Below are 19,186 nucleotides of genomic sequence, written 5' to 3' on the forward strand. Positions count from 1 at the left end.
ACGCCACTCGCCAGCCTCCGCGAATCGCACGAACACCCGCCGCGGACACCCCCGCGGACCCCCGGAACGGCCCGAAGCGGCCCTCCAGTGCGCCATCAGGCACTTTTTCCTTGTGAAGAACTTCACGAACTTCGTCGGCGCGGGGGGACCTAAGGCCCCCGTAAGGCCCTTCCGAAGGTCCCGAAACACGCACAGCACCCCACGGTTCGTCCGTCCCGGGGGTGCTGCGTGTGGGATCCACGGGGTCAGAACCCGCGATGACCTTTCATCCCCTGGCGGCCCTGGCCCGTCACGCGGGCGCGGCCGCCGCGCTCCACGCGATGCCGTCGAGGATGTCGTGCTCGGAGACGACGACCTCCTGGGCGCCCGTGCGCTCCATGATGGCCAGCAGGACCAGCGCGCCCGCGCCGATCACGTCCACCCGGCCCGGATGCATCACGGGGATCGCCGCGCGCTCGGCGTGCGTGGCCGTCAGCATCCGCTCGGTGATCGCGCGGACCTGCTCGTAGGAGATCCGGGAGTGGTGGATCGCCGACGACTGGTACTCGGGCAGGCCGAGGGCGATGCCGGCGATGGTGGTCACCGAGCCCGCCAGGCCCACCAGGGTGCGCGCCTCGGCCAGCGGGACCGTCCGGGACGCCAGGTCCAGCGCGGCCTCGATGTCGGCGCGGACGGCGGCGATCTGCTCCTCGGTCGGCGGGTCGGTGACGACGCCGTCCACCACCAGGTGGCGCTCGGTCATCCGGACGCAGCCGACGTCGACGGAGCGGGCGGCCCGCACGTGGTCGTCGCCGACCACGAACTCGGTGGAGCCGCCGCCGATGTCGACCACCAGGAACGGCCGCTCCAGGTGTTCGTGCGCGGTCAGCTCCTTGGTGGCGCCGGTGAAGGAGAACTCGGCCTCCTGGTCGCCGGAGATCACCTCGGGCTCGACGCCCAGGATCTCCACGACGCCCCGGACGAAGTCGTCGCGGTTCTCGGCGTCGCGGGAGGCGGACGTCGCCACGAAGCGCACCCGCTCCGCGCCGAACTCCTTGATGACCGCCGCGTACTCACGGCAGGCGGCGAAGGTGCGCTCCAGCGCCTCCGGGGCCAGGCGCCCGGTCTTGTCCACGCCCTGGCCGAGCCGGACGACGATCATCCGCCGGTCCAGCTCGGTCAGCTCGCCCGTGGCGGGGTCGCAGTCCGCGACGAGCAGCCGGATGGAGTTCGTACCGCAGTCGATGCCCGCGACCCGGGTCACTGCGTCTCCTCTGCCTTCTTCTCGCCGCACGGGGTGACGCAGGCGCCCTTGGCCCACCACTCGGGCAGCATCGCGAGGGCCTCGTCGCCGAACGGGTTCACACCGGGGCCGGCGGCCAGGGAGTGGCCGACGAGTACGTGCAGGCACTTGACCCGGTCCGGCATCCCGCCGGCGCTCGGGAAGCCCTGGAGCACCTCGATGGCGTCGCGGCGGCGGATGTAGTCCTCGTGCGCGGCCTGGTAGGCGGCGGCGAGTTCCGGGTCCTCGGCGAGCCGGGCCTGCATCTCCTTCATCACGCCGTTGGCCTCCAGCGTGCCGATGGCGGAGGCCGCGCGCGGGCACGTCAGGTAGTACAGCGTCGGGAAGGGGGTGCCGTCGGGAAGCCGCGGCGCGGTCTCCACCACGTCGGGCTGACCGCAGGGGCAGCGGTGCGCGATGGCGCGCAGCCCGCGCGGGGGGCGGCCGAGCTGCTGCTCGAACGCCTCGATGTCCGCGTCGGTCGGCTCGGTCCGGTCGGTCTGGGGCGGGGGCGTCTGCATGCCTGGAGGGAGTCTCTTCGTTCTCGTGGATGGGTGCTGCGGTACTGCGGTCCTGCGGCGGCGCCGTGCTCAGTCGCCGGGCCGGTCGGCCTTGTCGACGCCGTCCCAGACGTTGGAGTACCAGGGGCGGTCCGAGCCGGCCTGGCCGGTCCGGTGCGGCTCCGGGGGCTGGGCCCCGGGGTCGCTCATGATGTAGCCGACCTCCCCCGGACGCAGGAAGTGCAGGTGCTTGCGCGCCTGCTGTTCCGCGTAGGCGTCGTCCTGCCAGCGGGCCTTCTCGTCGCGGAGCCGCTCCAGGCGGTCCCGCGCGGCCGCGGCGGCCCGCTGCTGCTCCGCGATCTCCGAGCGCTGGGAGACGTACTGGCGCATCGGATACGCGAGGGCGACCACCAGCGTACAGAGCACGAGCACCAGGAGCGCGGCCCTGCCGGTGAGGCGGCTGCGGCGCACCTGCCGGCGCGACTGCGAGCGGTAGACGTGGGCCGCGGTCCGCTCACCGAGCTGCTTGAGCCGCGTCGCGGTGGAGAAGGTGGAGAACCGATCCCGGTTCCCGGCCATTGGTCCGCCTCCCCTTTGTACGCACTACGCAATACGTCCCCGCACACGGTACGGGACCGAGTGCGGGGACGTACGGAGGCAGAGCGTGATTAGCCCTTGAAGCGCGGGAAGGCGCTGCGGCCCGCGTACACCGCGGCGTCGTCGAGGATCTCCTCGATGCGCAGCAGCTGGTTGTACTTGGCGACGCGGTCCGAGCGGGCCGGGGCGCCGGTCTTGATCTGACCGCAGTTCACGGCGACGGCGAGGTCGGCGATGGTGACGTCCTCGGTCTCGCCGGAGCGGTGCGACATCATGCACTTGAAGCCGTTGCGCTGGGCCATCTCGACGGCGTCGAGGGTCTCGGTCAGCGAACCGATCTGGTTCACCTTCACGAGCAGGGCGTTCGCGGAGCCCTCCTCGATGCCGCGGGCCAGGCGCTCGGGGTTGGTGACGAAGAGGTCGTCGCCGACGATCTGGACCTTGGCGCCCAGGCGGTCGGTGATGGTCTTCCAGCCGGCCCAGTCGTCCTCGAACAGCGGGTCCTCGATGGAGACGAGCGGGTACGCCTCGACGAGCTCGGCGTAGTAGTCGGTCATCTCGGCGGCCGAGCGGGACTGGCCCTCGAACTCGTACTTGCCGTCCTTGTAGAACTCGGACGCGGCGACGTCGAGCGCGAGCGCGATGTCCTTGCCCGGGGTGTAGCCGGCCTGCTTGATGGCCTCGATGATGAGGTCGAGCGCGGCGCGGTTGGACTCCAGGTTCGGGGCGAAGCCGCCCTCGTCACCGAGACCGGTGGACAGGCCCTTGGTGTGCAGGACCTTCTTGAGGGTGTGGTAGACCTCGGCACCCCAGCGCAGCGCCTCGGAGAAGGACTCCGCGCCGATCGGGGCGATCATGAACTCCTGGATGTCGACGTTGGAGTCGGCGTGCGACCCACCGTTGAGGATGTTCATCATCGGAACGGGCAGCAGGTGCGCGTTCGGGCCGCCGAGGTAGCGGAAGAGGGGGAGGTCCGAGGCCTCGGACGCGGCGTGGGCGACGGCGAGCGAGACGCCGAGGATGGCGTTGGCGCCGAGCGAGCCCTTGTTGTCGGTGGCGTCCAGGTCGAACATGGCCTGGTCGATCAGGCGCTGCTCGGTGGCGTCGTAGCCGACGAGCTCCGGGCCGATCTGCTCGATGACGGCGAGGACGGCCTTCTCGACACCCTTGCCCATGTAACGGTTGGGGTCACCGTCACGGAGCTCGATGGCCTCGAAGGCACCGGTGGAGGCGCCGGACGGAACGGCAGCACGGCCGGTGCTGCCGTCGTCGAGGCCCACCTCGACCTCGACCGTGGGGTTGCCTCGGGAGTCCAGGATTTCCCGGGCTACGACGACGTCGATGGACGGCACGAGCATCTCCTTCTGGGATGTGACGCTGGGTGTGCGGTGGCGTCAGGCCGTGGGATGGCCTGGCCGACTAGAGCCTAACCGGATCCGGGCACTCACCCTGCCGACCGCCCGGGTCCTGGGACGAAAAAGGGCCCGAATACCCCTCTTCCCGGACATAGGGCCCTGGATGACGGGGGTTCCGCTGCCGCACACACCGCCGCCCGGCGCGTGGGGGGAAGGGCGCCGGGCGGTGGGAATTCTGCATGTTGCGTACGCTTTTGCGGCTATTGCCGCAGCGGTCAGCTGAGCTTCAGCTTCTGACCCGGGAAGATCAGGTCGGCGTCCGAGACGATGTCCTTGTTCAGCTCGAACAGCTGCTGCCAGCCGCCCTTGACGCCGTTGGCCTCGGCGATGGTGCCCAGGGTGTCGCCGGCCTTGACCTCGTACGAGCCGTTGCCGGTCTTCGGCGCGGCAGGGGCCTCGGTGCGCTCGGAGCGGGTGACCGGGGCCTCGGCGCGCTTGGTGTCCTTCTTCGGCGCGGCCTTGGTCTCGGTCTTCTTGGTCTCGGTCTTCTTCGTCTCGGCCTTCGGCTTGGTGGAGGCCGGGGTCTCGGAGGACCCGCCGGTGTACGAGGAGTTCGACAGACCCTTGCCGCAGTGCGGCCAGGCGCCCTTGCCCTGCTTCTTCAGGACCTTCTCGGCCACGGCTATCTGCTGCGCCTTCGAGGCCTGGTTGGCCTGCGCGGCGTACGACTTGCCGCCGAACGACGCCCACGTGGAGGACGAGAACTGCAGTCCGCCGTAGTAGCCGTTGCCCGTGTTGATGGACCAGTTGCCACCGGACTCGCACTGCGCGACCTTGTCCCACTCGGACGCGGTGGCGGCACTGGCGGCGCCCGCGGTCATCAGGGGGGCGGCGACGGCCACACCGGCGACACCGGCGAGCGTGACGATGCGGACGGCCTTGGAGCCGCGACGGTGCTTGCCCTTGCCGGAAAGCAGCATGAGGTTTCTCCTCACCGACGCCTACGAGGTGAGCTGTCGGGTTCGGGCCTGTGAGTGCCCGGCGATGCGACCTAGCGCACCGCTTAACCCCAAGCCGCTTGCGTGACCGTCTCTCAACGGACGCTCGCGGCACCTACCTTGGGTCCCCCGCTCCTGCCTTCGGCGCTTTACGCGACGACTGTTCCCCCCGTCCGCCGGCAGGACTCGGCGATGCGGTCGAAGGAGCTCGCGGTGGCGAGCGATTCAGAAGGTAGACATAGCTCTCCCCGATGTTCAACGAGGAACATCGGGGAGAAAGGGCCCCTACTTGCGCTCTCCACAGGGGTGTTTGCGCAGGTGAGACCGGGGTTTGCGGAAGCCCCCCGGCGGGACACGCCAGTTGACCGGAAGAGACACATGTCTCACTTGCAGAAAACAGACAATCAAGGTCTTTCCGGGCGAACCAACTGTCCTTATTACGTGGTTAGATCCAGGTTCTGCCCAGGCTTGATCAGGTCCGCGTCCTCGCCGATGACCTGCTCGTTGGCCTCGTAGAGGCCGCTCCAGCCGCCCTTCACGCCCTTGGCAACCGCGATGGTCGCCAGGCTGTCGCCCGCCTGCACCGTGTAGACGGGGTCCGACGCGGCATCAGACGGGGTGCCCTCCTCGGGGGAGGGTGCACCGCGGTGCTTGCCGTTGCCCTCGGCGGGAGTGGCGCCCGGGGTCGCCGGGGTCGTCGGTGCCACGGGGGCCGTCGGGTCGGTCGGGGACGGACTCGGGGTGACCGGCGGGGTCGTGGGCGCCGTCGGGTCCGCCGGGTCGGTCGGGAGGACCGGGGCCGTCGGGTCGGTGGGGCTCACCGGCGGGGTCGCCGGGTCGGTCGGGAGGACCGGGGTGCCCGGGTCGGCCGGAGGCGTCGTCGGGGCGTCGGGCGCGGGCATGACGGGCAGTCCGAGGGACGGCGCGTCGGGGATCAGGAAGGGGGTGCCCGACGGGCTCGGGGTCTCCGCGGTCGAGAGCCCGAAGTCCGTGGCCGGCTTGCCGCCCTTGGTGGAGGGCACGGCGTCGTCGGGGCGGGACGGTGCGGGGCCCACCACGGTGGGGCTGCCCGGCAGACCCGGGTCGACGACCGCGGCCGGGCCCTGCTGGTCCAGTCCGGCGGAGGCCGCGCACAGCGGCCAGGCCTGCGGGCCCTGGGAGGCCAGCACGCGCTCGGCCACGGCTATCTGCTGCGAGCGGCTCGCGAGGTCGGCCCGCTCGGCGAAGTCCAGACCGCCGGCGTTCTGCCACTGCTCCTGGGTGAACTGGAGGCCGCCGTACGCGCCACTGCCGAAGTTGGCGCTCCACGAGCCGCCGCTCTCGCACTCGGCCACCTTGTCCCAGGTGGTGGTGTCGGCAGCGGTGGCGCTGGTGGCGGCAAGCAGCGGCATGGCCAGCGCAGAGCCAGTGACTCCGGCTGTGACGACCAGCGCGGGGACCTGGCGGGGGCGTCTGTGACGGCCGTTCCCGGAGAGCATGAGGGATCACCTTTCGCATAACAGCGGGGTAACGGCAGAACCTAGCGGCCTTCGAACGATTGTCACAAGTTCAAGCAGGATCTGACTTTTGATCAGATCTCGCACAAGTGTTTTGGGCCGTGAAGCGAACGGGAAGAGTACGTAGCCCTCGCATGATCAACCCCCCACGCCAGCGCAGCTCTTGGGGCGGAACGGCGAGTTCCAGGTCGGGCAGGCGCGTCAGCAGGGTCGCCAGCGCGGTCTGTCCTTCGAGCCGGGCCAGCGGCGCGCCCAGGCAGTAGTGGATGCCGTGCCCGTATCCGAGGTGCTGGTTGTCGGCCCTGGAGAGGTCGAGGGTGTCCGGATCGGCGAACCGCTCGGGGTCCCGGTCGGCGGCCGCGAGGACGACCAGGACCGGATCGCCGGTCTCGACGCGCTCGCCGCCGAGGGTCAGCGGCTCGGTGGCGAACCGCCACGTCGCCAGCTCCACGGGGCCGTCGTAGCGCAGGAGTTCCTCGATGCCGGTGGCCAGCAGTCCGCTCTCCCCGGCGGCCAGGGAGCTCTGCAGGCGCTCGCGCTGCACGGGGTTCATGAAGAGGGAGTGGACGCCGTTGCCGATGAGGTTCACGGTCGTCTCGAAGCCGGCGAAGAGCAGGATGAAGGCCATGGCGGTGGCCTCGCCCTCCGTCAGATGGTCGCCGTGGTCGCTCGCCCGGATCAGGTCGGAGATCAGATCGTCGCCCAGATCATCCCTTTTGCGATGGATGAGCTCTCCGAGGTAGGTCCGCATCTGCTTCACCGACCGGGCGACCCCGCCCCGCGGGCCGCCGCCGTGGCGGATCATCATCCCGGCCCAGTCGCGGAAGTCGTCCTGGTCCTCGCGCGGTACCCCGAGCATCTCGCAGATGGCGTAGATGGGGAGCGGGAACGCGAACTCGTGGATGAGGTCCGCCTCCCCCCTCTCCGCGAACCCGTCGATCAGGTGATCGGTGAGCGCCTGCACCCGCGGTGCGAACTCGGCGACCCTGCGCGGGGTGAACGCCTTCGACACCAGGCGCCGCAGCCGGGTGTGGTCCGGCGGGTCGATGTTCAGCAGATGCGTCATCAGCTCCGCCTTGCGCTCCCCCGGGATCCCGGTCTTGCCCTTGGCGTGCGCGGGCTCCGCGTGGTGCGCAGGATTCTTGCTGAGCCGCTGGTCGGCGAGGGCCTGACGGGCGTCCGCGTAGCGGGTGACGAGCCAGGCCTCGACCCCGCTGGGGAGCTTCGTGCGGTGCACCGGGGAGTGCTCGCGCAGCCATGCGTAGGCCGGATAGGGGTCGGTCGCGAACTCCCACGTGAAGAGTTCGGGCGCCGCGCCGCCGGAGGGAGTGGACGACTGATCGTGCATGTCCCCGACAGTAGCCGCCGCGTACGGGCGGACCGGCGCGGGCCGCGGCCCGCCGGCCGGTCATCCCATATGACTGCTTCGTCGGGGCTGTCCGTAGATCGGACAACGCTTGACCTCGCCCCGTCCGGCACTTCTACTTTCGGTCGTGTGGATGTGAGGATCTTGAAAAGCAGTTTCGCGGTGGTGGAGAGACGGGCCGAGCACGCGGTCAAGTTCTTCTATTCGCACCTCTTCTGGCACAACCCCGGAGTCCGTGACCTCTTCCCGGTCTCCTCCGAGGACATGGAACGCCAGCGGGACCGGCTCTTCGCCGCGCTCACCCACGTCATCTCCCGCCTCGACGGCGACGACGAGACCCTCGGCCCCTACCTGCGCGACCTGGGGCGCGACCACCGCAAGTTCCTGGTCCGCCCCGAGCACTACGCGGTCGTCGGCTCCAGCATGCTCGCCGCGCTCGCCGAGACCTCCGGCGAAGCCTGGACCCCGCAGGTGGAGAAGGCCTGGACCGAGGCCTACCAGGTGATCGCCGACGCCATGCTCGCCGGGGCCGACGCGAGCGAGGACCCGCCGTGGTGGGACGCGGAGGTCGTGCGCCACCTCCAGTACGGGCAGGACATCGGCGTGCTCACCCTGCGGCCGCACGCCCCCTTCCCCTATCTCCCCGGCCAGTACGCGAGCGTGAGCAGCGACCGGGTCCCCCGGACCTGGCGCACCTACTCCATCGGCAACGCCCCCCGCCCCGACGGCACCGTCGACCTGCACGTCAGCCGGATCGACCACGGGCGGCTCAGCACCGCCCTGGTCCGCGAGACCCGGCCGGGCGAGGTCCTGCGACTCGGCGCCGCCGGCGGGCAGCTGACCTTCCGCCGCTCCGACCGGCCGGTCAGCCTGATCGCCGCCGGCACCGGCTGGGCCCCGATCCGGGCCATGCTGGAGGAGCTCGCGGACCGGCCCCCCGATCAGGACGTACGGCTCTTCGTGGTGGCCCGGGACTGCGCGCACCTCTACGACCGGCCGCTCATCGACGCGTACGGCTCCTCCTGCGGCTGGCTCGACGTCACCTACATCACGCCCGCCCCCGGCCGGCACCGCAACGAGGCCACCGAGCGGCTCGCGACCGCCCTGAGCAACCGGGGCCTGTGGCCCGACCAGGACGTCTACCTCAGCGGGCCGGCGCAGTTCATCGACGACACCGCGCGGCTCCTGGAGGACCTCGGCGCCCGCCCCGGCCGCCTCTTCCACGACTCCGTACCCGCCGCCGCCGAGCACGGGCAGGGCGGCCGCCCGCTGGGCTTCGCCGAGTGGCTCCTGAACCGCCCGGCCCCGCACTGGCACAACCCCTCGGCCCGCGCCCCGAGGGAGCACTGACGGCTACTGGGGGATCGCCGCGACGCCCTCGGCCGCGCGGATCGCGTCGCGGTAGACGCGGGCCGCCGCGCGCAGCGCGGTCTCGGGGTCGACCCCCTCCGCCTCGGCGCGCGCCGCCAGTCGCAGCAGCTCGTAGCCGATGCCGTCGCCGCGGGGCAGCTCCACGGCCACCCCGCCCGTACGGGCCCGGCCCGCGAGCTTGGCCGCGAGCGCCAGTCCCGGCTGGCCCACCGGGATCCCGTCGGTGACCGACTCCCGCTGCTTCTCGACCGCCTTGGTGCGCTGCCAGTGCGCGTGGACGTCCTCCGGGGTCTCGGCCTCCGCGTCGCCGAAGACGTGCGGGTGCCGGTGGATCAGCTTCTGCACGAGGGCCCCGGCCACGTCGTCGATGGAGAAGGCCCCGAGGCCCTCCCCGTCGGCGTCACCGTCCTCGTCGCCCTCGCCCTCGTCCTCGCCGCCGGGGATCCCCTCCTCGGCGATCCGGGCGTGGAAGACCACCTGGAGCAGGACGTCGCCGAGCTCCTCGCGCAGTTCCTCCCGGTCGCCGTCCTCGATCGCCTCGACGAGCTCGTACGCCTCCTCGATCGCGTACTTGGCCAGACCCCGGTGGGTCTGGCGGGAGGTCCACGGGCACTCGCGGCGGACCCGGTCCATCACCTGGACCAGGTCGAGCAGGCGCGCGCCCGGCAGGTCGTACGAGCCGGGCAGCAGTTCCAGGTCGGGCATGGAGACCCGGCCGGAGCCGGCCAGCCGGGCCAGCCCGTCGGTGAGCCGCTGGTCGCCCTCCCCGGCCGGGAGCACCACGACCGTACGGCCGCCCGCGCAGGCCTCGACCAGCTCGTGCGCGTCCGGGACCGCGTGCTCGACCTCGACGCCCGCCTCCCGCAGGTACGGCAGCTGCGGGTGCCCGGGGTCGGCGCACAGCACCCGGTCCGCGGCGTGCAGGGTCTGCCACGCCGGCCAGGACAGCACCCCGGGTGCGACCCGGTGGCTGGTGGTCAGCAGGACGATACGGCCGGTGGGCTCGGCGGCGGTGGGCTGGGAGTGCTCGGTCACCCTCCGAACCTACCCCCGCCGCGGGACGTCAGGCTCCGGCGGGTGCCTGCTCGGGGCGCGTACGCTGGGTGATCCAGGGGGTCTCCACCGGGCCGAGTCCGACCTGCTGGGCGTCCCAGGCCCCGTAGCGCGGGTTGACCTCGATGTGGAGGGCCTGCGACGCCTTGGCGAGCGGCTCGATGATCTTGTCCTCGCCGTAGCGCTCGCTCAGCTTGCCGAGCAGCAGCTGGAAGCGCACCTCCTCGTCGATCTGCCCGGCGGCGAGCGGGACGCGGCCCTGAAGGGCCGCCTGCTCCAGCGCCGCCGCGCCCTTGCCGCCCTCCTGGGCCCGGCGGGCGTCCTCGATCTCCTTGGTCGTGACCGAGATGCCCGCGTCCTTCGCGGCCCGCTCCAGCACCCGGAGCTGGATCATCTTGCCGAGCTTGATCCGTTCCAGCTGCGGGGTGTTGGAGATGAGCGTCGCCGCGTGCTCGGAGCGGTTCTGTGCGGCGCGGACGTCGCCCACCTGGGCCTGGAGCGAGGAGGTGGTGATCCGTTCACCGCCGACGACGGCCGCGGTGCCGGGCCGGGTCTCGCCCGAGCAGGCGGACAGCAGGGGCGCCGCCACGAGCAGGGCGGCGGAGACGGAGAGCGCAGTGCGACGGTGCAAAGGAGCCTCCAGGGCCGGGAGATTGTGCGTCAATGCACAAGGGCCGTGCGGTGATCGATGGTATGCAGTAAGGGTGGCCCGGGCCACCGGTTCGACCAACGATTCGCGGGGTGTCCGGGGTACGTGTCTGTTCGTGTCGCGGCCACTCCGCGGCCACTCCCGCGTCCCGCGGTGCTGCCAGGGTCGGCCCACCATGTCGACACCGCACCGCTCGCCGCGCCGCCGCAGTCTGTCCGGTTCGGCGCTCGCCGCCCTGCTCACGGCGGTGGCCGTGTGCGCCGGGGACGCCGCCGCCCGGGTCTTCCCGTACGGATCGCGCCACCGCAGCGTCAACGACCTCGGCAATCAGTTCGTACCCTTCCACGCGCACCTGTGGGACCTCCTGCACGGCCGTGCCCGGGGCGGACTGCTGTTCAACTGGCAGTCCGGATACGGCACGAGCTTCCTGCCCGACCTCGGCACCTACCTGACCAGCCCGCTGTCGGCCCTCGTCGCCCTCTTCCCGCGCGCCGACATCGACCTGGCCGTGTACGTCGTCACCGTGCTGAAGACGGCGGCCGCGGCGGCGGCCATGGCCTGGCTGCTGCGCACCCTCCACCGGGGGCCGTGGTGGGCGGCCGGGCTGCTCGGCGCCTCGTACGCGCTGTGCGGCTGGTCGGTGATCGAGGCCTCCTACAACCCGATGTGGCTGGACGGGCTGATCGCCTTCCCCCTCCTGTGCCTCACCGGTGAATGGGCCCTGCGCGGGCGGCGGGTGCTGCTCGCGCCGCCGGTCGTCGCCGTCTGCTGGACGGCGAACTTCTACACCGCCTACATGGCGACGCTCGGCGCCGCGCTGGTGGTGCTGGTACGGGTGGTGCTGACCCGGGACGGCGTCCGGATCCGGATCGCGGTGATCGCGCGGGCGGCCGGGACCACCCTGCTGGGCATCGCGCTGGCGGCGCCCGTCCTGCTCCCGCTGTTCCTCAGCTCGGGCCAGGCCTACCCGGGGTGGGTCAAGGAGTTCCGGCCGGTGTCCTGGGCGGACCTCTTCGCGCGGATGCTGCCGGGCACCTACTCCTTCTCCTCCCCCGCCGTCTTCGTCGCCACCGGCACCCTGCTGCTGGTGGCCGCGCTGCCCTTCCACCGGTCGGCGCCGCCGCGCGACCGGCTGTGGTGGACGGCGCTGACGGCGGCGGTCGCGCTGTCCCTGCAGTGGGCGCCGACCCATCTGGCCTGGCACCTGTTCGCCACTCCGAACGGCAGCCCGTACCGGCAGACCTTCGTCCTGGCCGGGATCGCCGTCATCGCCGCCTGGAGCGCCCTGGAACATGGCCTGCCGCGGTCGCCGGCGCTGGCCGCGGGGGCGGGGCTGCTGACGGCCGCCGCGCTGTGGGCGCGCGGGAGCACGCTGACGACGGCATGGGGATACGCGCTGTTCGCGGGCGGCCTTGCGGCGGCGGCCGGAGCCTGGTGGGCGCTGCGCCACCGCCGCCTGGTCCTCCCGGCGGCCGGGCTGCTGGCCCTGGTCCTGCTCGCACAGGCGGCGGCGACCACCGCCTTCGGCCACAAGGGCAAACTGGGCGGCCTCGACGACTACCCGTCCTGGGGACAGGACCACACCTCGCGCGCCCGGGCCCTGGCGGCCGCCGAGGGCTGGCCGACGTACCGCACCGACCCGAGCCGGCCCGCCCTGTCGGGCAACGACCCGCTGCTGCTGGGCGGCGAGGGCGGCTCGTACTACAGCAGCCACACGCCCGAGGTGTTCACACGGACGATGGTCGCGCTCGGCGCCGGCTGGACCTCGCGCGGCCGCAACGTCCAGAGCATCGACAACCCGGTGACGGACGCCGTCTTCGCGGTCGGCGCGCGCCTGCGGCCGGACGGCACGGTGCTGCGCGCCGAGGTGCCCCCGCTGGTGACGACCCGCCCGCCCGGCGCGTCCCTCTCCTACGGCGACTCGCCCTTCGCCAACCAGGAACTGCTGCTGGGCGCCCGCGTGTACGAGGACCCGCTCTCGCCCGGGATCTGCCGCGCGGGCACCGAGGCCTACCTGTGGGCGCCGGAGTACAACGCCACGGCCCGCCTCGCCGACGGCCCGGCCTTCCGCCTGAACGGCAACGCCCCCCGCAACCGGGCGGCCCTCCAGCCGATGGGCGTCTCCCGCGGCGCTTCCTCGGCGCTGGTCTTCGACGCCGCCCCGCCCGCGCGCTGGACCCTGTCGTGCCTGGACCGCACCCGCCTCGACGCGGCGGTGGCCGCCCTGCGGGCCACGGCCGCGACCTCGGTCCGGGTCGGCTCCTCGGGCGTGCGGGCCGTGCTGCCCGCGGGCAGCACGGGCACGGCGGTCCTCTCCGTCCCCGCGATCACCGGCTGGACCTGCAACGACCGCCCCGCCGCGGCCCACCTGGGGCTGGTCGCGGTCCCGCTGGCCCCCGGCACCACGCGGGTCGCCTGCTCCTTCCGCCCGCCGGGGCTGGTGCCCGGCCTGGCGGTCGCGGCGGTGGCCCTGACGCTCCTGACGGTCACCGCCGTCAGGAACCGCGGCGCCCGCCGCCGGGCCTAGAGGGCCCGGCTCGGCGGACCCGGCTCAGCGGACCCGGCTCAGCGGACCTGGCTCAGCCACTGCAGGGTGCGGCGTATCTCCGACGGGAAGGGGTGGGTCGGGCCGTGCAGCCGCTCCGCGTCGAACAGCAGCCGGGCCAGGTTGTCGTGGGCCGCCGGGCGGTCTCCGAGGGAGAGCAGCAGGTGCGCGATCCGGCGGCGGATCTCCAGCGGCAGGGCCTGGTCCGGGTTGGCGTAGCGGTTCTCGAAATACGGGAGCAGCGAGCGGTACTCCGCCAGGGCGGCGGCCGGCTCGCCGAGCTGCTCCAGGCACTGCGCCGCGTCGTAGCGGAACCGCAGGGACTGGGGGTCGCCGACCGGGAACTCCTCCGCGAGGCGGCGCAGTTCGGGCAGGGCCCGGCGGTACTGCCCGTCGTCCATCAGCGTGGCCGCGTACTGCTTGCGCAGGGAGCGGACCACCGATGAGTGCTCGCCGTGCTCGGCGGCCGCCGCCGGAAGGATGCCGCCGAGGATGTCCACGGCCTGCGTGAGCCGGCCCTGGTCCAGGAGCGTGCGGGCCTGGTCCACGGCGCCCGGGATGTCGGGCTTCTGCGGCACCGGCACCGGAGCGGGGGTCCGCGTGGGCGTCGGCGCGGACGTGGGCGGCACGGGGGTGCCCGTCGGCGTGGACGTCGGCGGGGTGGTCGGCCGCGGCGGGATCACCGCGGCCCGGTCCGGCCAGGGGGCCTGGGGACGGACGAAGGGCCGGGTCGGGTCGAGCGGACGGACCGGGCCGCGGCCGTCGCGGGCCGGCAGCAGCGGGGCGAGGGCCTCGTAGACCTCCTGCGCCGAGGACGGCCGGTCCTGCGGGTCCTTGGCGAGGAGGCGCATCAGGAGAGCCTCCAGCTCCTGCGGGACCTCCGGGCGCTGCGGGCGGACCGGGACCGGGGCCTCGTACAGGTGGCGGTGGAGCACGCCCAGGGCGGTGGACCCGGCGAAGGGGACGTTGCCGCTGAGCAGTTCGTACAGCAGCACGCCGAGCGCGTACAGGTCGGTGTACGGGCCCACCGCGCCGCTCATCGCCTGCTCGGGCGCCATGTACGCGGGGCTGCCGATCGGCGTGCCGGTGCTGGTGAGGCGGGTGGTGTCGGTGTCCATCACCGAGGCCACGCCGAGGTCGAGGACCAGGACGGTGCCGTCCGGGCGGACCATCACGTTGCGGGGCTTCAGGTCGCGGTGGACGATCGGCACCGCGTGCACGGCCGACAGCACCGAGCACAGCTGCGCGACGACCGCGACCGCCCACTGCCACGGATAGGGGCCGTGCGCGGCGAGGTGGTCGGCGAGGTCGGAGCCCTCGACGTAGCCCATGACGAGGAACAGCTCGTCGCCGTCGCTGCCCGCGTCGTGGACGGTGACCAGGCCGGGATGGTCGACCTGCGCCGTGACCCGGCATTCGCGCACGAAACGGCGGCGCAGCTCCTCGGCGACCGTGCCGGGGCCGGCGACCTTGTCGGGGCGCAGCAGCTTGACGGCGACCCGCCGGTCCAGGCGGCGGTCGTAGGCGGTCCAGACCTGGCCCATGCCGCCCTGTCCGAGGATGCTCGCCAGCTGGTAGCGGTCTCCGATGAGGCGTTCGGTCACTGCTGCGGATCCCGGTAGGGGGTCTGGTTCGGGTCATGCGGGCGCCCGCCGGGCGGCGGGGTCTGCTTGCGCAGCAGCTCGCTGAGCTCGTCGAGTTCGGCGCGCACCTGCCCGATGCGCGGGGGCGGGGTCGGCTGCGGCGGCACCTGGGGGGCGGCCGGCGTCTGGCCCGAGATCACGGTGGGGGCCTGGGCGGCGTGCGGGTAGCCGTAGGACGGCGAGGTCTGCTGCGGGTGGTTGTAGGGCGTGGGCTGTCCCGGGTACCAGGGCGCGGGCGCCGCGGCCCTGAGGGCCTCGTGGTGCTTGATGTCGGCGACGAGGAAGTACACGCAGATCGCGAAGCCCGTGAGGATCGAGCCACCGGCGCCGAGGTTGCCCTGCCAGCCGTCGACCTCGGGGGTCGGGTCCAGCTGGATCAGCGTCATCCAGACGACGGCGAGGACGCCGCTGACCACCAGCAGCGTCCAGTCCCGGGACTTACGGGTGACCAGCGCGAGCCGCAGCATCGATCCCCACGCCAGGAAGCCGCAGCTCAGAAGGGGCAGCAGCATGAACACCACGCGCAGTGTCACCACGCCGCCCGGGGTGGACTGGGGGGCGTGCTGCGGCGGAAGGCCGGGGCCGTGCATCGCTGCTCCTGACGGGCCGTGCGGAAGAGGTTTCGGGTCTGAGGGTATACAGCGTTCCCGGCCATCAGTGAGGGGATGCGCGCAACCGTTGCAGGGTCGCAGCACGACCCCCGGCGGCGCGCCGGCCGCGGCCGGGAGCGGGAGCTCCCGGGCCGCGGCCGCCGGGCGCTACGAGCCGAGGATGGTCGTGAGGAACTCTCCGGTCCAGGCCAGCAGTTCGCGGCCGACCACCGGCTTGCCGCCGATCTTGCCCGCCTTGGGGCGCGGGACCAGGATCTGCGAGGTCGCCGGCTTGAGGACCGTGCCCGGGTAGAGGCGCTTGAGCCGCAGCTCCTGCGACTCGCGCAACTCCACCGGCCCGAAGCGGATGTTGTTGCCCTGGAGGGTGATGTCGCCGACCCCGCAGGCCCGTGCCAGCATCCGCAGCCCGGCCACCAGCAGCAGGTTCTCCACCGGCTCCGGGAGCTTTCCGTAGCGGTCGGTGAGTTCCTCGCGGACGGCCTTGACGTCCGCCTCGGAGGTGGCCGACGCGATGGACCGGTACGCCTGGAGGCGCAGCCGCTCGCCCGGCGCGTAGTCGTGCGGGACGTGCGCGTCGACCGGCAGCTCGATCTTGACCTCCAGCGGCGGCTCCTCCTCCACCCCGCCGTTCTCGACGGCGGCCCGGTAGTCGGCCACCGCCTCGCCGACCATGCGGATGTACAGGTCGAAGCCGACGCCCGCGATGTGACCGGACTGCTCGCCGCCGAGCAGGTTGCCCGCGCCGCGGATCTCCAGGTCCTTCATCGCCACGTACATGCCGGCGCCCATCTCGGTGTGCTGGGCGATCGTCGCGAGCCGCTCGTGCGCGGTCTCCGTCAGCGGCTTCTCCGGCGGGTACAGGAAGTACGCGTACCCGCGCTCCCGCCCTCGGCCGACCCGGCCGCGCAGCTGGTGCAGCTGCGACAGGCCGAAGTTGTCGCCGCGCTCCACGATCAGGGTGTTGGCGTTGGAGATGTCGATGCCCGACTCGACGATGGTCGTGGAGACGAGGACGTCGAACTTCTTCTCCCAGAAGTCGACGACGACCTGCTCCAGCGCCTGCTCCGACATCTGGCCGTGCGCCGTCGCGATCCGCGCCTCGGGCACGATCTCGCGCAGCTTGGCCGCCGCCCGGTCGATGGACTCGACCCGGTTGTGGATGTAGAAGCACTGGCCCTCGCGCAGCAGTTCACGGCGGATGGCCGCGCCGATCTGCTTCTCCTCGTACGGCCCGACGAAGGTGAGCACCGGGTGCCGCTCCTCCGGCGGGGTGGTGATCGTCGACATCTCGCGGATGCCGGTCACCGCCATCTCCAGGGTGCGCGGGATCGGCGTCGCGGACATCGTCAGCACGTCGACGTTGGCGCGGAGCTTCTTCAGCTGCTCCTTGTGCTCCACGCCGAAGCGCTGCTCCTCGTCGACGATGACCAGGCCCAGGTCCTTGAACTTCGTCTCCTGCGAGAACAGCCGGTGGGTGCCGATGACCACGTCCACCGCGCCCTCCCGCAGGCCCTCCAGCGTCGCCTTCGACTCGGTCTCGCTCTGGAAGCGGGACAGCGCCTTCACGTTGACCGGGAACTGGCTGTAGCGCTCGGAGAAGGTCCCGAAGTGCTGCTGCACGAGCAGGGTGGTCGGTACGAGGACGGCGACCTGCTTGCCGTCCTGGACGGCCTTGAAGGCGGCGCGCACCGCGATCTCGGTCTTGCCGTAGCCGACGTCGCCGCAGATCAGCCGGTCCATGGGGACCGACTTCTCCATGTCCTCCTTCACCTCGGCGATCGTCGTGAGCTGGTCGGGGGTCTCCGCGTACGGGAAGGCGTCCTCCAGCTCGCGCTGCCAGGGGGTGTCGGGGCCGAAGGTGTGCCCGGGCGCCGCCATGCGCGCGCTGTAGAGCTTGATGAGGTCGCCGGCGATCTCCTTGACGGCCTTCTTGGCGCGGGCCTTGGTCTTGGTCCAGTCGGCGCCGCCGAGCCGGTGCAGCGTCGGGGCCTCGCCGCCGACGTACTTGGTGACCTGCTCCAGCTGGTCGGTGGGGATGTAGAGGCGGTCGCCGGGCTGACCGCGCTTGGCGGGGGCGTACTCCACCAGCAGGTACTCGCGGGTGGCGCCCTGCACGGTGCGCTGGACCATCTCGACGTAGCGGCCGACGCCGTGCTGCTCGTGGACGATGTAGTCGCCGGCCTCCAGGGTCAGCGGGTCGATCGTCTTGCGGCGGCGGGTCGGCATCCGGCCGAGGTCCTTGGTGGCGGTCCGCTGCCCGGTCAGGTCGGTCTCGGTGAGCACGGCCAGGCGCAGCACCGGGTCGACGAAGCCGTTGTCGATCGATCCGCAGGAGACGTGGACCAGGCTCGGCTCCAGGGCGGCCAGGTCCGGCTCCAGCCGGGCGGCGATGCCCTCGCCGGCGAGCACCTCGACGGTGCGGGCGGCCGGGCCGTGGCCCTCGGTGAGGTAGACGGTGTGCCAGCCGTCGGCGATCCAGCCCTTGGTGTCGGCCAGGGCGCGGGCGGTGTCGCCGCGGTAGGCCTCGGGGGCGTGCATGCCCAGCTTGAGGGTGTCGGCGGCCAGGTCGGTGTCGTCCGCGGCGAACGGGGAGATCGACCACCACATCATGTCCAGCTCGCGGGCCCGGTCGCGGACGTCGGCGATACCGCGCAGCGAGGCCGCGCCCACGTCGATGGGGGCGTCGCCGCCGCCCGCGGTGGCCGCCCAGGAGGCCATCAGGAACTCCTGGCTGGTCGCGACGAGGTCGGCGGCCCGGGTCCGTACCCGCTCGGGGTCGCAGACGACGGCCATCGCCCCGGCGGGGAGCACGTCGATCAGCAGTTCCATGTCGTCGACCAGGACCGGGGCGAGGGACTCCATGCCCTCCACCGCGATCCCCTCGGCGATCTTGCCGAGGAGTTCGCCGAGCTCCGGGTGGGCCTCGGCGAGGGCCAGGGCCCGCTCCCGTACGGCGTCCGTCAGCAGCAGTTCACGGCACGGCGGCGCCCACAGGCCGTGCTCGGCGATCTCCAGGGACCGCTGGTCGGCGACCTTGAAGTAGCGGATCTCCTCGACCTCGTCGCCCCAGAACTCCACGCGCAGCGGGTGTTCCTCGGTGGGCGGGAAGACGTCGAGGATGCCGCCGCGCACGGCGAACTCGCCGCGCTTCTCGACGAGCTCGACGCGTGCGTACGCGGCCGCGGCCAGCGCCTCGGTGACCTCGCCGAGATCGGCGGTCGCGCCCTGCCGCAGGCTCACCGGAACCAGCTCGCCCAGGCCCTTGACCTGCGGCTGGAGCACGGACCGGATGGGGGCGACGATCACGCTGACGGGGCCTGCGGCCGGGTCGTCCTTGCTGGGGTGCACCAGCCGGCGCAGTACGGCGAGCCGGCGGCCCATGGTGTCGCTGCGCGGGCTGAGCCGCTCGTGCGGGAGGGTCTCCCAGGACGGGTAGTCGGCCACCTCGTCGGGCGGCAGCAGGGAGCGCAGCGCGGCGGCCAGGTCCTCGGCCTCGCGCCCGGTGGCGGTGACCGCCAGCACGGTCCGCTCGGTCCGCCGGGCCAGCGCGGCGATCGCGAAGGGGCGCGCGGCGGCCGGTCCGACGAGGTCCACGTGCATGCGGTTGCCGTCACCGGCCGCGGTGACCGCCTCGGTGAGGGCGGCGTCCCGGGTGACGGCGTCGAGCAGTCCGTGCAGGCTCATGAGGAGGCTTTCCGTCCGGTGAGGGTCTGGGCTTGGGGGTGTGAAGGGGCAACGCGA

The 19,186-nt window shown here is 72.5% G+C and carries 14 protein-coding genes and 1 riboswitch; of the genes, 2 read left to right on the forward strand and 12 right to left on the reverse strand.

Annotated elements, in window-relative coordinates; translation table 11 throughout:
• Window positions 1-289 precede the first annotated feature (289 nt).
• The 7 genes from IG86_RS0119210 to IG86_RS0119240 all read right to left on the reverse strand — a co-directional run bounded on the left by IG86_RS0119210 (window position 290) and on the right by IG86_RS0119240 (window position 7,555).
• The gene (locus tag IG86_RS0119210) at window positions 290-1,243 is read right to left on the reverse strand and encodes a Ppx/GppA phosphatase family protein (protein WP_030898246.1); all 954 of its coding nucleotides are present in this window, start codon (window positions 1,241-1,243) and stop codon (window positions 290-292) included.
• A complete protein-coding gene (locus IG86_RS0119215; RefSeq protein ID WP_030827612.1) occupies window positions 1,240-1,782 on the reverse strand; it encodes a DUF501 domain-containing protein in 543 nt (180 codons plus the stop codon). Before IG86_RS0119215 ends, IG86_RS0119210 begins: the two co-directional genes overlap by 4 nt.
• Window positions 1,783-1,851: 69 nt before the next feature.
• Window positions 1,852-2,340, reverse strand: coding sequence for an FtsB family cell division protein (locus IG86_RS0119220; RefSeq protein ID WP_030827608.1), 489 nt, complete (start codon window positions 2,338-2,340; stop codon window positions 1,852-1,854).
• 89 nt (window positions 2,341-2,429) lie between these two features.
• On the reverse strand, window positions 2,430-3,716 hold the full coding sequence (gene eno / locus IG86_RS0119225; RefSeq protein WP_030028493.1) for a phosphopyruvate hydratase: 1,287 nt from the start codon (window positions 3,714-3,716) through the stop codon (window positions 2,430-2,432).
• Between the two features lie 272 nt (window positions 3,717-3,988).
• Entirely contained in the window at window positions 3,989-4,693 is a 705-nt protein-coding gene (locus IG86_RS0119230; protein WP_030827605.1) for a LysM peptidoglycan-binding domain-containing protein, read from the reverse strand.
• Between the two features lie 3 nt (window positions 4,694-4,696).
• Window positions 4,697-4,868: riboswitch (cyclic di-AMP (ydaO/yuaA leader) on the reverse strand.
• A 280-nt stretch (window positions 4,869-5,148) separates the two neighbouring features.
• Entirely contained in the window at window positions 5,149-6,102 is a 954-nt protein-coding gene (locus IG86_RS0119235) for a transglycosylase family protein (protein WP_324610399.1), read from the reverse strand.
• A gap of 157 nt (window positions 6,103-6,259) precedes the next feature.
• Window positions 6,260-7,555, reverse strand: coding sequence for a cytochrome P450 family protein (locus tag IG86_RS0119240; protein WP_045937247.1), 1,296 nt, complete (start codon window positions 7,553-7,555; stop codon window positions 6,260-6,262).
• Between the two features lie 180 nt (window positions 7,556-7,735).
• Between IG86_RS0119240 and IG86_RS0119245 the strand changes: the two genes are divergently transcribed.
• Window positions 7,736-8,923: a globin domain-containing protein gene (locus IG86_RS0119245; protein WP_234316299.1), complete on the forward strand. Its 1,188-nt coding sequence runs from the start codon at window positions 7,736-7,738 to the stop codon at window positions 8,921-8,923.
• Between the two features lie 3 nt (window positions 8,924-8,926).
• Here IG86_RS0119245 and IG86_RS0119250 read toward each other — a convergent pair whose 3' ends face one another.
• Together IG86_RS0119250 and IG86_RS0119255 are read right to left on the reverse strand one after the other, a co-directional pair.
• Complete coding sequence (locus tag IG86_RS0119250) at window positions 8,927-9,979, reverse strand: nucleoside triphosphate pyrophosphohydrolase (RefSeq protein WP_030898255.1); 1,053 nt, start codon at window positions 9,977-9,979, stop codon at window positions 8,927-8,929.
• A 28-nt stretch (window positions 9,980-10,007) separates the two neighbouring features.
• Window positions 10,008-10,628 carry a SurA N-terminal domain-containing protein gene (locus IG86_RS0119255; RefSeq protein ID WP_030827593.1) on the reverse strand — a complete coding sequence of 207 codons (621 nt, stop codon included), beginning with the start codon at window positions 10,626-10,628 and terminating at the stop codon, window positions 10,008-10,010.
• Window positions 10,629-10,821: 193 nt separating this feature from the next.
• On the opposite strand from IG86_RS0119255, the gene IG86_RS0119260 reads away from it, so the two are divergent.
• Window positions 10,822-13,173 carry a YfhO family protein gene (locus IG86_RS0119260; protein ID WP_030898258.1) on the forward strand — a complete coding sequence of 784 codons (2,352 nt, stop codon included), beginning with the start codon at window positions 10,822-10,824 and terminating at the stop codon, window positions 13,171-13,173.
• Window positions 13,174-13,211: 38 nt separating this feature from the next.
• Here the strand turns inward: IG86_RS0119260 and IG86_RS0119265 are convergent, their stop codons facing one another.
• The 3 genes from IG86_RS0119265 to mfd form a co-directional block, all read right to left on the reverse strand.
• Window positions 13,212-14,795, reverse strand: a complete 1,584-nt coding sequence (locus IG86_RS0119265) for a serine/threonine-protein kinase (RefSeq protein ID WP_030898260.1) — start codon at window positions 14,793-14,795, stop codon at window positions 13,212-13,214.
• Window positions 14,792-15,424 carry a hypothetical protein gene (locus IG86_RS0119270; RefSeq protein WP_030827587.1) on the reverse strand — a complete coding sequence of 211 codons (633 nt, stop codon included), beginning with the start codon at window positions 15,422-15,424 and terminating at the stop codon, window positions 14,792-14,794. Before IG86_RS0119270 ends, IG86_RS0119265 begins: the two co-directional genes overlap by 4 nt.
• A gap of 168 nt (window positions 15,425-15,592) precedes the next feature.
• Entirely contained in the window at window positions 15,593-19,129 is a 3,537-nt protein-coding gene (gene mfd, locus IG86_RS0119275) for a transcription-repair coupling factor (protein WP_030827586.1), read from the reverse strand.
• Between the last annotated feature and the right edge of the window lie 57 nt (window positions 19,130-19,186).

The sequence above is a fragment of the Streptomyces virginiae genome, assembly GCF_000720455.1.
GTDB lineage: Bacteria > Actinomycetota > Actinomycetes > Streptomycetales > Streptomycetaceae > Streptomyces > Streptomyces virginiae.

Excerpts from the sequence above, each read along its gene's own strand:
- IG86_RS0119240 (WP_045937247.1), bottom strand. The coding sequence starts at position 7,555 with ATGCACGATCAGTCGTCCACTCCCTCCGGCGGCGCGGCGCCCGAACTC.
- IG86_RS0119230 (WP_030827605.1), bottom strand. The coding sequence starts at position 4,693 with ATGCTGCTTTCCGGCAAGGGCAAGCACCGTCGCGGCTCCAAGGCCGTC.
- IG86_RS0119215 (WP_030827612.1), bottom strand. The coding sequence starts at position 1,782 with ATGCAGACGCCCCCGCCCCAGACCGACCGGACCGAGCCGACCGACGCG.
- IG86_RS0119235 (WP_324610399.1), bottom strand. The coding sequence starts at position 6,102 with ATGCCGCTGCTTGCCGCCACCAGCGCCACCGCTGCCGACACCACCACC.
- IG86_RS0119260 (WP_030898258.1), top strand. The coding sequence starts at position 10,822 with ATGTCGACACCGCACCGCTCGCCGCGCCGCCGCAGTCTGTCCGGTTCG.
- mfd (WP_030827586.1), bottom strand. The coding sequence starts at position 19,129 with ATGAGCCTGCACGGACTGCTCGACGCCGTCACCCGGGACGCCGCCCTC.
- IG86_RS0119220 (WP_030827608.1), bottom strand. The coding sequence starts at position 2,340 with ATGGCCGGGAACCGGGATCGGTTCTCCACCTTCTCCACCGCGACGCGG.
- IG86_RS0119270 (WP_030827587.1), bottom strand. The coding sequence starts at position 15,424 with ATGCACGGCCCCGGCCTTCCGCCGCAGCACGCCCCCCAGTCCACCCCG.
- eno (WP_030028493.1), bottom strand. The coding sequence starts at position 3,716 with ATGCTCGTGCCGTCCATCGACGTCGTCGTAGCCCGGGAAATCCTGGAC.